This is a genomic window from Streptomyces sp. NPDC054887, assembly GCF_053610585.1.
Genome location: NZ_JBSGYQ010000019.1, coordinates 1 through 14935, shown reverse-complemented (window position 1 = coordinate 14935; position 14935 = coordinate 1). Strand labels below are relative to the sequence as shown.

Below are 14935 nucleotides of genomic sequence, written 5' to 3'. Positions count from 1 at the left end.
GAACCGGTGATACCCGGGACGTTTGCCCGGTACGCCGTTTGCGAGGCAGCGGGAACGGAGACAACACAGGTGACGGCACGGGAGGTTGACGGACCGTCGAGGGGAACAGATCGGCACAGCCCGGAAGGCACCGTCAGCCATGGCGCTCACGCAGCCCGAACCGGGCGGGCTGCTGCCCGAGCGGATCGCACCGCTGCGCGGCGGACTCGCCACCACCGCCTGCATGGAGACTCTTCAGGTGGGCTACCTGCACGCGGTCGCGGCTGCCGCGGGCTGCTCTCTCTCACAGCCGTTCCCGGACAACGGAATCGACTGGCACGTGAGCCACAGCGCTCCCGAGCACACGGTCGACGACGAAGTCACCATCAAGGTGCAGCTCAAGTGCACCTACCAGATCCCACCGCACCCGGCCGGGGGCGCCTTCTCCTTCACGCTGGACAACGCGCACCTGGAGAAGCTCGCCCGCAGCCCCGTGTCGGTGCACAAGATCCTCGTCGTGATGCTCGTGCCGAGGACGCGGGAGGACTGGCTGCGCGCCGGTCACGACCGGCTCGACCTGCGGCACTGCTGCTACTGGACCAACCTGGCGGGACACCCGGTGACGGGCAGGCGCAGGACCACCGTGCGGATCCCGACCTCGCGGATATTCGACGACCGGGCGCTCTGCGAGATCATGACCCGGGTCGGGGCGGGAGGGAGACCCTGATGCAGCACCGGCCGAACGACGAGCCCGTACGACCGCACCCGAGCACGGAGCCCGACGGCGGATTCGCCACGGGTCCCGGCGTCTGGGACGCCTCCGAGGTGCCCGACCCGGCGCAGGTCGACCCCGCCGTGCTCGCCGTGCTCCTCGCCCGGCACGGGTGGCGGCGGCGCGGGGGAGCGGCGGGGCGCTACGCGCGCTGGACCCCGCCCGCGCCCACCGGCGGCGCGGTCAGCCTGCTCGTACCGGAGAGCAGGGCCTTCCCGGACAGCGACGACCTGCTCGGCGAGGCGCTGACGGCACTCGCCCGGTGCGCCGCGCCGTCCGCCCGGGAGGTGCTGGTCTCGCTCGCCGTGCCGAGCGACGAGATCAGGTGGTGGCGCGACGTACCGGAGAGCCCCTCGGGCGCCGCTCCGTGGACCGCGCAGGAGCAACTGCGTTCGGCGGCGCGCGAGATGCTGCTCGCGGCGGCGCTCGCCGCCCGGGGGCGGGCCGGCTACTACGGCGCGCGGCACCGGCGGCAGGCCCGGGCGTCCCTGGAGGGCGTCCTGGTGGGACCGGCGCCCGGCGGCCGCGCGCTGACCGCGTTCGTGCCGGTGGAGACGGGGCGCGCCACCGTCGTACGGCTGCACCACGCGCTGCACGCCGCCCGCGAGGCCGTCGACTTTCAGCGGGCGACGGGCGGCATGGGAGCTTTCGACTCCGCCGTGGAGGCGGGGGTGAGCCGCGAGCTGACGGACGCGGTGATCGCGCTGGTGCACGGCTCGGAGGGCGCGCGGATAGGGCTGGAGTGGGCGCCGGCCGCCGGGGTGCCGCAGGGGTGCGCGGCGCGTCCGGAGGAGGTGGAGTTCTCGCCGGGCGACCTGCCGGCGCTGCGCGCCGCGGCTGCCCGGTACACGTTCGACGAGCCGTCCGTCACCGTACGGATCACCGGCACGGTCGTACGGATGCGCCGCTCGGGCCCGCGCGGGTCCGGCACGGTGCGGCTGCGCGTCCTGGCCGGCGCGGAGGTGCCGCACGTACGGATGGTGCTCGACGAGGAGGCGTACCGGATAGCCGGCCACGCGCACCTGGTCGGGCTGCCCATCAGGGTCCACGGCCGGCTGCAGAGCCGGGGCGGCTTCCGGCGGCTGACGGACGCGCGGAGCGTGGTCCCCGTGCAGGTGGACGACGCGGAGCGGGACCGGCTGATGAAGTCGCTCCAGGAGAACCTGGACTTTTTCGAGGAGGCGTGCGGCGGGGACTGACCGTTTCGCGGTGGGGGCGGGGGGCTCGGTACAGTAAGGCATTACGCGCGCAACACCTTCGCGCGGCCCCCTCAGTCAGGAGAGACCGGTGTCAGACGTCCGTGTGTTCGTCCAACGCGATTCCGAGCGGGAAGAGCGCGTGGTGACGACGGGCACTACGGCGGCCGAACTGTTCCCCGGCGAGCGCACCGTCGTCGCCGCGCGCGTGGCCGGCGAGCTGAAGGACCTGGCGTACGTCGTCGCCGACGGCGAGGAGATCGAGCCGGTCGACATCTCCTCCGAGGACGGCCTGAACATCCTGCGCCACTCGACCGCGCACGTCATGGCGCAGGCCGTGCAGGAGCTCTTCCCCGAGGCGAAGCTCGGCATCGGACCGCCGGTCAAGGACGGCTTCTACTACGACTTCGACGTCGAGAAGCCGTTCACCCCCGAGGATCTCAAGGCCGTCGAGAAGAAGATGCAGGAGATCCAGAAGCGGGGACAGCGTTTCTCGCGCCGCGTCGTCACGGACGAGGCCGCGCGCGAGGAGCTGGCGGACGAGCCGTACAAGCTGGAGCTCATCGGCATCAAGGGCTCCGCCTCGACGGACGACGGGGCGAACGTCGAGGTGGGCGGCGGCGAGCTGACCATCTACGACAACCTCGACGCCAAGACCGGCGACCTGTGCTGGAAGGACCTGTGCCGCGGTCCGCACCTGCCGACCACCCGGAACATCCCCGCCTTCAAGCTGATGCGCAACGCCGCCGCCTACTGGCGCGGCAGCGAGAAGAACCCGATGCTCCAGCGCATCTACGGCACCGCGTGGCCGTCGAAGGACGAGCTGAAGGCGCACCTGGAGTTCCTGGCCGAGGCCGAGAAGCGCGACCACCGCAAGCTCGGCAGCGAGCTGGACCTCTTCTCCATTCCCGAGCAGATCGGCTCGGGCCTCGCGGTCTTCCACCCCAAGGGCGGCATCGTCCGCCGGGTCATGGAGGACTACTCGCGCCGCCGGCACGAGGAGGAGGGGTACGAGTTCGTCTACACCCCGCACGCCACCAAGGGGAAGCTGTTCGAGACCTCGGGGCACCTGGACTGGTACGCCGACGGCATGTACCCGCCCATGCAGCTCGACGAGGGCACGGACTACTACCTCAAGCCCATGAACTGCCCGATGCACAACCTGATCTTCGACGCGCGGGGCCGGTCCTACCGTGAACTGCCGCTGCGCCTCTTCGAGTTCGGGACCGTGTACCGGTACGAGAAGTCCGGTGTGGTGCACGGCCTGACCCGCGCCCGCGGCTTCACGCAGGACGACGCGCACATCTACTGCACCAAGGAGCAGATGGCGGAGGAGCTCGACCGTACGCTCACCTTCGTCCTCGGCCTGCTGCGCGACTACGGCCTGACCGACTTCTACCTGGAGCTGTCCACCAAGGACCCGGAGAAGTTCGTCGGCTCGGACGAGATCTGGGAAGAGGCCACCGAGACGCTGCGCCAGGTCGCCGAGAAGCAGGGCCTGCCCCTGGTCCCGGACCCGGGCGGCGCCGCGTTCTACGGCCCGAAGATCTCCGTCCAGTGCAAGGACGCCATCGGCCGCACCTGGCAGATGTCGACCGTCCAGCTCGACTTCAACCTGCCCGAGCGCTTCAACCTGGAGTACACCGGTCCGGACGGGTCCAAGCAGCGCCCGGTCATGATCCACCGCGCGCTGTTCGGTTCGATCGAGCGGTTCTTCGCCGTCCTGCTGGAGCACTACGCGGGCGCGTTCCCGGCGTGGCTGGCTCCCGTCCAGGCCGTCGGCATCCCGATCGGCGACGCCCACATCCCGTACCTCCAGGAGTTCGCGGCGGACGCGAAGAAGAAGGGGCTGCGGGTCGAGGTGGACGCCTCCTCCGACCGGATGCAGAAGAAGATCCGCAACCAGCAGAAGCAGAAGGTCCCGTTCATGATCATCGTCGGTGACGAGGACATGAACGCCGGAACGGTCTCCTTCCGCTACCGCGACGGCTCCCAGGAGAACGGGATCCCGCGCGACGAGGCGCTGGCGAAGCTCGCCGACGTGGTGGAGCGCCGCGTACAGGTCTGACGCCCGTCCGCCCAGGTGGGGAGCGGCCCCCGGAGAGCATCGGCTCGCCGGGGGCCGCTCCCGTCGCGCACGCGCCCGGCCCGGCACCGGCCGGCGTCCGGGAAGCAGCCGGACTCGCCCCGGCTACTCGTTCGGCGGGTAGCAGGTCATATGCTGCACAGCATGACGATTGAGCCGGAGCAGCAGATCGGAGTCGGGACGCCGGACGCGTTCCAGCGCCTGTGGACGCCCCACCGGATGGCGTACATCCAGGGGGAGAACAAGCCGACCGGTCCGGGGGCCGAGGACGGCTGCCCGTTCTGCTCGATCCCGGCGAAGTCCGACGAGGACGGCCTCGTCATCGCGCGCGGTGAGCACGTGTACGCGGTGCTGAACCTCTACCCGTACAACGGGGGCCACCTGATGGTCGTCCCGTACCGCCACGTCGCCGACTACACCGGACTGGACGACGCCGAGACCGCCGAACTGGGCGCGTTCACCAAGCACGCGATGACGGCGCTGCGCACGGCGTCCGGGGCGCAGGGCTTCAACATCGGGATGAACCAGGGCGCGGTCGCCGGGGCCGGCATCGCGGCCCATCTGCACCAGCACGTGGTGCCGCGCTGGGGTGGGGACACGAACTTCATGCCGGTGGTCGGGCACACCAAGGTGCTGCCGCAGCTCCTGGGGGACACCCGCACGATGCTGGCCGACGCCTGGCCGGCGGCGTCGGCGCACTGACCGGGGACGCTGCCGGGGCCGGCCCCCGGGAGCGTCACGCGTCGTACACGTCGGCCTTCCTCGGCGCCGCGTCCTGCACGAGGCCGCTGAGGACCAGCGAGCGGTTGGTGAAGCGCTCGGTGTCCACGCCGTGGTCGTCGAGTACGCGGATCGCCGCGGCGTGCACCACGCGCAGGACGGGGGTCGCCGCGCGCATCGCGTCGTCGGCCATGAAGCGGTGCCGCCAGGGCTTGTCCGCCCAGGCGTGCCGCAGACCGAACGGCTCGGGCAGCACGATCTTGCCGCCGAAGAAGTCCAGGACCGGCGGGAACCAGGTGAACGGGGCCCGGACCGCCAGCCGGACCACCTCGTTGGCGTCGACGAGCGGCAGCGTCTTGTCGACCGTCTCCCAGAACCTGACCGGCTTGCTCACCGTCACCGTCTTGGCCGCGGGCTTGGTGGTGAACAGCGAGTGGACCGGCCCCAGGGCGTGGCCTGTGACCTCGATCCGCAGGGTCTCGTGCAGCACGGTGACCGTGATCAGCATGGTGATCACCAGCTGGCCGTCCCACAGGGTGAACTGCACGCCCAGGTAGTGGCGGTTCCCGGCGCCGAACTGCTGCTCGTTGCAGATCCGCTGTATCTCGTGGCCCTTGATCTGGAACGCGTCGACGTCCTGTCCGTCGGGCCTGGCGACCTCGGCCGCGTTCTCACCGATCGGGGCGACGATCCAGTGCCGTACGGAGGGCTTGGGGAAGCCGCCGGTGTGCAGCGGGCCGCGCTCCAGCATCCGCAGCTGGTCGTGGATGGCGCGGATGACGTCCCAGCTGCGGAACCCGTGGATCTCCTTGCCGGCGTCCCGGGGGACGAGCTCCTCGGCGAGCTGCCAGCTGCCCCAGCGGGTGCCCATGCCGAGTATTCCTTTGGGGCCGGCGTAGAAGACCGAGTTGCTGTACTGCTCCGCGGTGAGCTTGGCGAGCGACTGGCGCAGCTGTTCGGCGGCGGACTCGTTGGGGTCGCGGGGTACGGCCTCGGGGATCTTCGCGCCCACGCCGCCGCCGCTCAGCAGGCTCTCCCAGCGGTTGCGCATGTCCACGGCCGTGGACTCGCAGATCCGCTTGGCCAGCAGCCAGCCGATGACGGGAGCGACGACCATGGCCCGCAGGTAGATCGACAGGAACCCGTCGAGGGGCAGCTTGACGAAGAGGATCAGCAGCAGGCCGCCCACCGCGACCAGGGCGGCGGTGCCGAAGGCCCCGGCGCGCTTGCCCTGGGCGCCCGCGATCGTACGGCGCAGCTGGAAGACGGCGAGCCAGATGAGCAGCCCCGGCAGGAAGAGGAGGCCGAAGAGCGCCATGATCCCGGTCAGCTTGGCGTCCCGCTCCCTGCGGATGCGGGTGGCCGCCAGGCAGTGCTCGACGACCGTCTGCGGCTCCGTGCCGAACGACTGGATGAGCGCCTTGCGGGCCCCGCCGAGCATGCGGACCTGGACGGCGCGCGAGAACGCCTCACCCAGGTTCGGTTCGAGCAGGGAGAGCTTGCCCTTCTTCACCTCGGACTTGTGCCACTCGCTGTTGGCCTTCAGGATCTCGGCCACCGGGCTGTCGCGGTACGCCGCCGAGGCCAGGGCCTGGGTCGCGGCCGTCTGGCCCGCGGCGCCCTGGAGCGGGACCTGCGCCCCCGGTGAGAAGTCGAACCCGTCATCCGCCACTGCTGCCCCCATCGCCGCACGCAACCGCTCCTGCGGCCTCTTCCCAACTGCCCTGCCCCGCACACCTTCTGGACGGGGGCGCCCCGGAGCGTCCAGCGTATCCGGCGAGGCCGGGCGCCGCCCGGGAGAACCCTGCCCGTCATGGGACAGTGAAATGCCGCCCGCCGGCGATCAATTGGACGGGCGGCCTGTAAACTATGAACCGCTTTCCGCCTGTTCGCGTATTTTGCCCGCCAGTTGAGGCGGCATCGGCTCGTGCCGGGCGTACGAGCGGTCGAACCGCCCGGTGCCGTGCGACACCGACCTCAGGTCCAGGGCGTACCGCTCCATCTCGATCTCCGGGACCTCGGCCCGCACGAGGGTGCGCCCCTGCCCCGCCTGCTCGGTCCCGACCACGCGTCCCCGCCGCCCCGACAGGTCGCTCATCACCGGCCCCACGTACGGGTCGGGCACCAGGACCAGCACCTCGGCGTACGGCTCCAGCAGGTGGATCCTCGCCTCCCCCGCCGCCTCGCGCAGCGCCAGCGCCCCCGCCGTCTGGAACGCCGCGTCCGAGGAGTCGACCGAGTGCGACTTCCCGTCGGTCAGCGTCACCCGTACGTCGACGAGGGGGTAGCCGGCGGCGACGCCCCGCGCCGCCTGCGCCCGCACGCCCTTCTCGACCGACGGGATGAACTGGCGCGGCACCGCGCCGCCCACCACCCTGTCGACGAACTCGATGCCACTCCCCGGCGGCAGCGGCTCCACCTCGATCTCGCAGATCGCGTACTGACCGTGGCCGCCGGACTGCTTCACGTGCCGTCCGCGCCCGAACGCCTTCGCCCCGAACGTCTCGCGCAGCGACACCTTGTGCGGCACGACGTCCACCCGTACCCCGTACCGGCTGCGCAGCCGCTCGAGCGCCACGTCGCGGTGGGCCTCGCCCAGGCACCACAGCACCAGCTGGTGGGTGTCCTTGTTCTGCTCAAGGCGCATCGTGGGGTCCTCCGCGACGAGCCGCGCGAGCCCCTGGGACAGCTTGTCCTCGTCCGCCTTGCTGTGGGCCTCGACGGCCAGCGGAAGCAGCGGGTCCGGCATGGTCCACGGTTCCATCAGGAGCGGGTCGTCCTTCGCCGACAGGGTGTCCCCGGTCTCGGCGCGCATCAGCTTCCCGACGCTGGCGATGTCGCCCGCGATGCAGCGGTTGAGGGTGCGCTGCTGCTTGCCGAAGGGCGACGAAAGGGCGCCCACGCGCTCGTCCGCCTCGTGCAGGTCCGGGCCGTCCTGGCCCCGGTCGGTGAGCCCGTGCCCCGACACGTGCACGGTGTCGTCGGGCCGCAGCGTGCCGGAGAAGACCCGTACCAGGCTGACCCGCCCGACGTACGGGTCGGACGCCGTCCTGACCACCTCTGCGGCCAGCGGCCCTTCGGGATCGCAGGTGAGCGGCGGGCGCGGCCGGCCGTCCGGGGTGGTGACGGCGGGCGCCTCGTGTTCGGCCGGCGTCGGGAAGCCGCCCGTGATCAGCTCCAGCAGCTCTACCGTGCCGAGGCCCTCGCGGTTGCCCTCGGCCGCCGGGGCGGCGGCGAGGACCGGGTGGAAGGTGCCGCGCGCCACGGCCCGCTCCAGGTCCTCGACGAGCGTCTTGTGGTCGATCTCCTCACCGCCGAGGTAGCGGTCCATGAGGGTCTCGTCCTCGCTCTCGGCGATGATCCCCTCGATCAGCCGGGCGCGGGCCGTCTCGATCCTGGGCAGCTGCACGTCGTCCGGCGCGATCTCCTCGCGCTTGCCCGAGGAGTAGTCGAAGACCCGCTGCGACAGCAGGCCGACGAGCCCCTCGACCGGGGCGTGGCCGTCCGCCCCCTGCGGCCCGTACAGCGGCAGGTACAGGGGCAGTACGGCGTCGGGGTCGTCGCCGCCGAACGTCTGCGCGCAGACCCGGGTCATCTCGTCGAAGTCCGACCTGGCCGCCTCGAGGTGGGTGAAGACGATCGCGCGCGGCATGCCGACCGCGGCGCACTCCTCCCACAGCATCCGGGTCGAGCCGTCCACGCCGTCCGCGGCGGAGACGACGAAGAGGGCGGCGTCGGCCGCCCGCAGACCGGCCCGCAGCTCCCCGACGAAGTCGGCGTATCCGGGGGTGTCGATCAGGTTGATCTTCACGCCGTCCCATTCGACCGGGACCAGCGAGAGCTGTACCGAGCGCTGCTGGCGGTGCTCGATCTCGTCGTAGTCGGAGACGGTCGCGCCGTCCTCGACCCGGCCCGCCCGGTTGACCGCTCCCGTCGCCAGCGCGAGCGCCTCGGTCAGGGTGGTCTTGCCCGATCCGCTGTGGCCGACCAGCACGACGTTGCGTATCGACGAGGGCCGGTCGGCCGCTGTCGCCCTGCCGGCGGCTCCGGGGTGGGTGTGCGTCTTGTCGCCCATGATCCTGCCTCCCAGTTCGTGCACGGTGAGGAGAGGGGGCGCGGACATGTGGGAGCCGCAGTGACGAGGCGACACCGGTGACGCCCGCGGTCATTCGAGCTTTCCACTCCGGCCACGGCACGTCCATACGTAGTACGCGACCGGCAGGCGCCAGGAGCCCCTGTGACGGCCCGGCGGTGCCCCGGCACTGCCCGGGGCCGGTCGTCGCTACGATGGGCCAGCCGGTGGCCATAGGGGCCGCACGGCGCACCGACCCTCGGGAAGGCCATGCTGAACAAGTACGCGCGTGCATTCTTTACGCGTGTCCTCACACCGTTCGCCGCGTTTCTGCTCCGTCGCGGGGTCAGCCCCGACGCGGTGACGCTCATCGGCACGGCCGGAGTGATGGCGGGTGCGCTGGTCTTCTTCCCCCGGGGAGAGTTCTTCTGGGGCACGATCGTCATCACGCTCTTCGTCTTCTCCGACCTCGTCGACGGCAACATGGCGCGGCAGGCCGGGGTGTCGAGCCGCTGGGGCGCCTTCCTCGACTCGACGCTCGACCGGGTCGCCGACTCGGCGGTCTTCGGCGGGATCGCGCTCTGGTACGCGGGAGGCGGGAACGACAACGTTCTCTGCGCGGTCGCCATCTTCTGCCTCGCCAGCGGCCAGGTCGTCTCCTACACCAAGGCCCGCGGCGAGTCGATCGGCCTGCCGGTGGCCGTGAACGGCCTGGTGGAGCGCGCCGAGCGGCTCGTCATCACGCTCGTCGCCGCCGGCCTCGCCGGGCTGCACGCCTTCGGGGTGCCGCACATCGACGTCCTGCTGCCCTTCGCGCTGTGGATCGTCGCCGTCGGCAGCCTCGTGACGCTCGGACAGCGCGTCGTGACCGTGCGCAGGGAGGCGGCCGAGGCGGACGCCGCCGCGCCGGAGACCGGGGCCACACCGTGAGCGGAGCCCGGGATCGGCTGACGGACGGCCTGTACGGCCTCGGGTGGGCCGCCGTGAGGAAACTGCCCGAACCGGCGTCCGTGGCGCTGGGGCGCACCATCGCGGACACCGTGTGGAAGCGCCGCGGCCCCAGTGTCCTGCGGCTGGAGTCCAACCTCGCCCGGGTCGTCCCCGACGCGGGTCCCGAGCGCCTCGCCGAGCTGTCCAGGGCCGGCATGCGCTCGTACATGCGCTACTGGATGGAGTCCTTCCGGCTGCCCGCGTGGAGCGCCGAGCGCATCAAGGCCGGAATAGAGGTGGAGAACGTACACCACCTGACGGACGCGCTGGGCGCCGGCCGGGGCGTCGTCGCCGCGCTGCCGCACCTGGCCAACTGGGACCTGGCGGGCGCGTGGGTCACCACCGAGCTGGGCGTCCCGTTCACCACCGTCGCCGAGCGCCTCAAGCCGGAGACGCTGTACGACCGGTTCGTCGCGTACCGCGAGAGCCTCGGGATGGAGGTCCTGCCCCATCAGGGCGGCAGCGCCTTCGGCACCCTGGCGCGGCGGCTCCGGGCCGGCGGCCTCGTCTGCCTGGTCGCCGACCGCGACCTGTCCGCCTCGGGCACCGAGGTGAAGTTCTTCGGCGACACGGCCCGGATGCCCGGCGGCCCGGCCCTGCTGGCGCAGCAGACCGGGGCGGCGCTGCTGCCCGTGACCCTCTGGTACGACGACTCGCCGGTGATGCGGGTACGCATCCACCCGCCCGTCGACGTACCGGAGACCGGGACGCGGGCCGAGAAGACGTCCGTCATGACGCAGGCGCTCGCGGACGCCTTCGCGACCGGCATCGCCGAGCATCCCGAGGACTGGCACATGCTGCAACGACTGTGGCTCGACGACCTCGAGCCGCGCCAGGAGAACCCGTGAAGATCGGCATTGTCTGCCCGTACTCGTGGGACGTGCCGGGCGGCGTCCAGTTCCACATCCGGGACCTGGCGGAGCACCTCATCGGCCTCGGTCACGGGGTGTCGGTCCTCGCGCCGGCCGACGACGAGACGCCGCTGCCGCCGTACGTCGTGTCCGCGGGCCGGGCCGTGCCGGTGCCCTACAACGGCTCGGTCGCCCGCCTGAACTTCGGGTTCCTCTCCGCCGCCCGGGTACGGCGCTGGCTGCACGACGGCACCTTCGACGTCATCCACATCCACGAGCCGACCTCCCCCTCCCTCGGACTGCTCGCGTGCTGGGCCGCGCAGGGGCCGATCGTCGCCACGTTCCACACCTCCAACCCCAAGTCCCGCGCGATGATCGCGGCGTACCCGATCCTGCAGCCGGCGCTGGAGAAGATCAGCGCCCGCATCGCGGTGAGCGAGTACGCGCGGCGCACCCTGGTCGAGCACCTCGGTGGGGACGCGGTCGTCATCCCGAACGGCGTCGACGTCGACTTCTTCGCCGAGGCCGAACCGAAGGCGCAGTGGCAGGGCCGGACGATCGGCTTCATCGGCCGCATCGACGAGCCGCGCAAGGGCCTGCCCGTCCTGATGCGCGCCCTGCCCAAGATCCTGGCCGAGTGCCCGGACGCGCGGCTGCTGGTGGCGGGGCGCGGCGACGAGGACGAGGCGGTCGCCTCCCTGCCGAAGGAGATGCGCGAGCGCGTCGAGTTCCTCGGCATGGTCAGCGACGAGGACAAGGCGCGGCTGCTGCGCAGCGTCGACCTGTACGTCGCTCCGAACACCGGCGGCGAGAGCTTCGGCATCATCCTGGTCGAGGCGATGTCGGCGGGCGCCGCGGTACTGGCGAGCGACCTCGACGCGTTCGCCCAGGTCCTCGACCAGGGATCCGCGGGCGAGCTCTTCGCCAACGAGGACGCCGACGCGCTGGCGTCGGCGGCGGTGCGGCTGCTGGCGGACCCGGAGCGGCTCGCGGAGCTGCGGCTGAAGGGCTCGGCGCACGTACGGCGCTTCGACTGGTCGACGGTGGCCGCCGACATCCTGTCCGTGTACGAGACGGTGACGGACGGCGCGGCGTCGGTGGACACCGACGAACGCTCGGGGCTGCGGGCGCGGTTCGGGCTGGCGCGGGACTGACTCCGGGCGGGCGGGTGGGCGGGCGCGGCCCGGCCTGATGCCGGCGGGCCCCCGGGTCCCGGCCGGCGCCCCGCCCGCCCCGGGTAACGTTGCCGCCCGTGACCGCAACCCTCGTCTGGATCGTCGTAGCCCTCGTCGCGATCGGGCTGTACCTCAGCTGGACCGCGGGCCGGCTGGACCGCCTGCACGCCCGTATCGACGCCTCCCGCGCCGCGCTCGACGCCCAGTTGCTGCGCCGCGCCTCGGTCACCCAGGAGCTGGCCACCTCCGGGGTGCTCGACCCCGCCGCGTCGATCCTGCTGTACCAGGCCGCGCACGCGGCCCGGCAGGCCGAGGAGGACCACCGGGAGGTGGCGGAGAGCGAGCTCAGCCAGGCGCTGCGGGCCGTTTTCGGGGAGGCCGCGCAGGTCGAGGCGGTCAAGGAGGCGCCCGGCGGCGAGGACGCGACCGGGGAGCTGGCGGCGGCCGTACGCCGCGTGCCCATGGCCCGGCGCTTCCACAACGACTCGGTGCGCGCCGCGCGGGCGCTGCGCCGCCACCGCACGGTGCGCTGGTTCCGGCTGGCGGGCCACGCGCCGTTCCCGTTGGCCTTCGAGATGGACGACGAGGCCCCTGTGGCGCTGGCCGACCGCCCCGGCAGCCAGTAGAACGAGCCACCGGCTGCACATTGGCCCTTGCGGTGGACTGGTCGGCCGGGGTTCTCTCTAGGAGAGCAAAAACCTTCTTTCTCCGAGTGAGGTCCATCCGTGTCCAGCACCAGCAACTTCCAGGCCCCCGAGACCGGCACCGCACGCGTGAAGCGCGGCATGGCGGAGCAGCTCAAGGGCGGCGTGATCATGGACGTCGTCAACGCCGAGCAGGCGAAGATCGCCGAGGACGCGGGCGCCGTGGCCGTCATGGCGCTGGAGCGCGTGCCCGCCGACATCCGCAAGGACGGCGGCGTGGCCCGGATGTCGGACCCCAACATGATCGAAGAGATCATCGAGGCCGTCTCGATCCCCGTCATGGCCAAGTCCCGCATCGGCCACTTCGTCGAGGCCCAGGTGCTCCAGTCCCTCGGCGTCGACTACATCGACGAGTCCGAGGTCCTGACCCCGGCCGACGAGGTCAACCACTCGGACAAGTGGGCCTTCACCACCCCCTTCGTCTGTGGTGCCACCAACCTGGGCGAGGCCCTGCGCCGCATCGCCGAGGGCGCGGCCATGATCCGCTCGAAGGGCGAGGCCGGCACCGGCAACGTCGTCGAGGCCGTGCGCCACCTGCGCCAGATCAAGAACGAGATCGCCAAGCTGCGCGGCTTCGACAACAACGAGCTGTACGCCGCCGCCAAGGAGCTCCGCGCCCCGTACGAGATCGTCAAGGAGGTCGCCGAGCTCGGCAAGCTCCCGGTCGTGCTGTTCTCCGCCGGTGGCGTGGCCACCCCCGCCGACGCGGCGCTGATGCGCCAGCTCGGCGCCGAGGGCGTCTTCGTCGGCTCCGGCATCTTCAAGTCCGGCGACCCGGCCGCCCGCGCCGCCGCGATCGTGAAGGCCACCACCTTCTACGACGACCCGAAGATCATCGCTGACGCGTCCCGGAACCTGGGCGAGGCCATGGTCGGCATCAACTGCGACACCCTCCCCGAGTCCGAGCGCTACGCCAACCGCGGCTGGTAGTGCCGGACATGAGCAACCCTGTGATCGGCGTCCTGGCTCTCCAGGGCGACGTGCGGGAGCACCTGGTCGCCCTGGCCGTGGCGGACGCCACGGCCAGGCCGGTCCGGCGCCCCGAGGAGCTCGCCGAGATCGACGGCCTGGTCATCCCGGGCGGCGAGTCCACCACCATGTCCAAGCTGGCCGTGCTCTTCGGCATGCAGGAGCCGCTGCGCGCGCGCATCGCGGACGGCATGCCCGTCTACGGCACCTGCGCCGGCCTGATCATGCTGGCCGACAAGATCCTCGACCCGCGCTCGGGCCAGGAGACGTTCGGCGGCATCGACATGATCGTGCGCCGCAACGCCTTCGGACGGCAGAACGAGTCGTTCGAGGCCGAGGTCGAGATCGCCGGCATCGAGGACGGCCCCGTGGAGGGCGTCTTCATCCGCGCCCCCTGGGTGGAGTCGGTCGGCGCCAGGACCGAGGTGCTCGCGGAGCACGACGGCCACATCGTCGCGGTACGCCAGGGCAACGCCCTCGCCACGTCGTTCCACCCCGAACTGACGGGCGACCACCGGGTGCACCGGCTCTTCACCGAGATGGTGCGCGCCGTAGGCTGACGGGATCCCGGTAGGATCTCTGCCGAACGCAGCAGAATTTGGTGACGCGAAGGAGACAGGCGGATGTCCGGCCACTCTAAATGGGCTACGACGAAGCACAAGAAGGCCGTGATCGATGCCAAGCGCGGCAAGCTCTTCGCGAAGCTGATCAAGAACATCGAGGTCGCGGCCCGCACCGGCGGCGCCGACATCGACGGCAACCCGACCCTCTTCGACGCCATCCAGAAGGCGAAGAAGAGCTCCGTCCCCAACAAGAACATCGACTCCGCGGTCAAGCGCGGCGGCGGTCTCGAGGCGGGCGGCGTCGACTACGAGACCATCATGTACGAGGGTTACGGCCCCAACGGTGTCGCGGTGCTCATCGAGTGCCTCACCGACAACCGCAACCGTGCCGCCTCCGACGTCCGCGTCGCCATGACCCGCAACGGCGGTTCGATGGCCGACCCGGGCTCCGTCTCGTACCTCTTCCACCGCAAGGGCGTCGTGGTCGTCCCCAAGGGCGACCTGACCGAGGACGACGTGCTGGGCGCGGTCCTCGACGCGGGCGCCGAGGAGGTCAACGACCTCGGTGAGTCCTTCGAGGTCCTGAGCGAGGCCACCGACCTGGTCGCGGTCCGCACCGCGCTCCAGGACGCCGGCATCGACTACGACTCGGCGGACGCCAACTTCGTCCCGACCATGCAGGTCGAGCTCGACGAGGAAGGCGCGCGGAAGATCTTCAAGCTGATCGACGCACTGGAGGACAGCGACGACGTGCAGAACGTCTTCGCCAACTTCGACGTGTCCGACGAGGTCATGGAGAAGGTCGACGCCTGACGCTTGTCAGTGGCGCGAAACAGCGGCGGGCCGACGGGACACACC

13 protein-coding genes are annotated in these 14935 nt (G+C 71.4%); 11 read left to right on the top strand and 2 right to left on the bottom strand.

Annotation, left to right across the window (positions count from 1 at the left end; genetic code table 11):
* Positions 1-139 precede the first annotated feature (139 nt).
* From ACWGH0_RS13500 to ACWGH0_RS13485, 4 genes are all read left to right on the top strand, one after another.
* Positions 140-706 carry a DUF4365 domain-containing protein gene (locus tag ACWGH0_RS13500; RefSeq protein WP_453404318.1) on the top strand — a complete coding sequence of 189 codons (567 nt, stop codon included), beginning with the start codon at positions 140-142 and terminating at the stop codon, positions 704-706.
* Complete coding sequence (locus tag ACWGH0_RS13495; RefSeq protein ID WP_453404317.1) at positions 706-1950, top strand: hypothetical protein; 1245 nt, start codon at positions 706-708, stop codon at positions 1948-1950. The genes ACWGH0_RS13500 and ACWGH0_RS13495 overlap by 1 nt, the downstream gene beginning before the upstream one ends.
* 88 nt (positions 1951-2038) lie before the next feature.
* The gene (gene thrS / locus ACWGH0_RS13490; protein WP_453404316.1) at positions 2039-4015 is read left to right on the top strand and encodes a threonine--tRNA ligase; all 1977 of its coding nucleotides are present in this window, start codon (positions 2039-2041) and stop codon (positions 4013-4015) included.
* A 150-nt stretch (positions 4016-4165) separates the two neighbouring features.
* Positions 4166-4735, top strand: a complete 570-nt coding sequence (locus ACWGH0_RS13485) for an HIT family protein (RefSeq protein WP_453404315.1) — start codon at positions 4166-4168, stop codon at positions 4733-4735.
* Positions 4736-4769: 34 nt separating this feature from the next.
* Here the strand turns inward: ACWGH0_RS13485 and ACWGH0_RS13480 are convergent, their stop codons facing one another.
* Together ACWGH0_RS13480 and ACWGH0_RS13475 are read right to left on the bottom strand one after the other, a co-directional pair.
* The gene (locus ACWGH0_RS13480; RefSeq protein ID WP_453404314.1) at positions 4770-6437 is read right to left on the bottom strand and encodes a hypothetical protein; all 1668 of its coding nucleotides are present in this window, start codon (positions 6435-6437) and stop codon (positions 4770-4772) included.
* 183 nt (positions 6438-6620) lie between these two features.
* The gene (locus ACWGH0_RS13475) at positions 6621-8828 is read right to left on the bottom strand and encodes an elongation factor G-like protein EF-G2 (protein WP_453404388.1); all 2208 of its coding nucleotides are present in this window, start codon (positions 8826-8828) and stop codon (positions 6621-6623) included.
* A gap of 267 nt (positions 8829-9095) precedes the next feature.
* On the opposite strand from ACWGH0_RS13475, the gene pgsA reads away from it, so the two are divergent.
* From pgsA to ACWGH0_RS13440, 7 genes are all read left to right on the top strand, one after another.
* Positions 9096-9755, top strand: a complete 660-nt coding sequence (gene pgsA, locus ACWGH0_RS13470) for a phosphatidylinositol phosphate synthase (RefSeq protein WP_453404313.1) — start codon at positions 9096-9098, stop codon at positions 9753-9755.
* The gene (locus tag ACWGH0_RS13465; RefSeq protein WP_453404312.1) at positions 9752-10663 is read left to right on the top strand and encodes a phosphatidylinositol mannoside acyltransferase; all 912 of its coding nucleotides are present in this window, start codon (positions 9752-9754) and stop codon (positions 10661-10663) included. Before pgsA ends, ACWGH0_RS13465 begins: the two co-directional genes overlap by 4 nt.
* Positions 10660-11820, top strand: a complete 1161-nt coding sequence (locus ACWGH0_RS13460) for a glycosyltransferase family 4 protein (protein WP_453404311.1) — start codon at positions 10660-10662, stop codon at positions 11818-11820. The genes ACWGH0_RS13465 and ACWGH0_RS13460 overlap by 4 nt, the downstream gene beginning before the upstream one ends.
* Before the next feature lie 98 nt (positions 11821-11918).
* Positions 11919-12467 (top strand): hypothetical protein, encoded by a 549-nt coding sequence (locus ACWGH0_RS13455; protein WP_453404310.1) that lies wholly within the window; start codon positions 11919-11921, stop codon positions 12465-12467.
* A gap of 99 nt (positions 12468-12566) precedes the next feature.
* Positions 12567-13475 (top strand): pyridoxal 5'-phosphate synthase lyase subunit PdxS, encoded by a 909-nt coding sequence (gene pdxS, locus ACWGH0_RS13450; protein WP_028814108.1) that lies wholly within the window; start codon positions 12567-12569, stop codon positions 13473-13475.
* Between the two features lie 8 nt (positions 13476-13483).
* A complete protein-coding gene (gene pdxT / locus ACWGH0_RS13445) occupies positions 13484-14074 on the top strand; it encodes a pyridoxal 5'-phosphate synthase glutaminase subunit PdxT (RefSeq protein ID WP_453404309.1) in 591 nt (196 codons plus the stop codon).
* A gap of 63 nt (positions 14075-14137) precedes the next feature.
* Positions 14138-14890: a YebC/PmpR family DNA-binding transcriptional regulator gene (locus ACWGH0_RS13440; protein ID WP_453404308.1), complete on the top strand. Its 753-nt coding sequence runs from the start codon at positions 14138-14140 to the stop codon at positions 14888-14890.
* Positions 14891-14935: the final 45 nt, after the last annotated feature.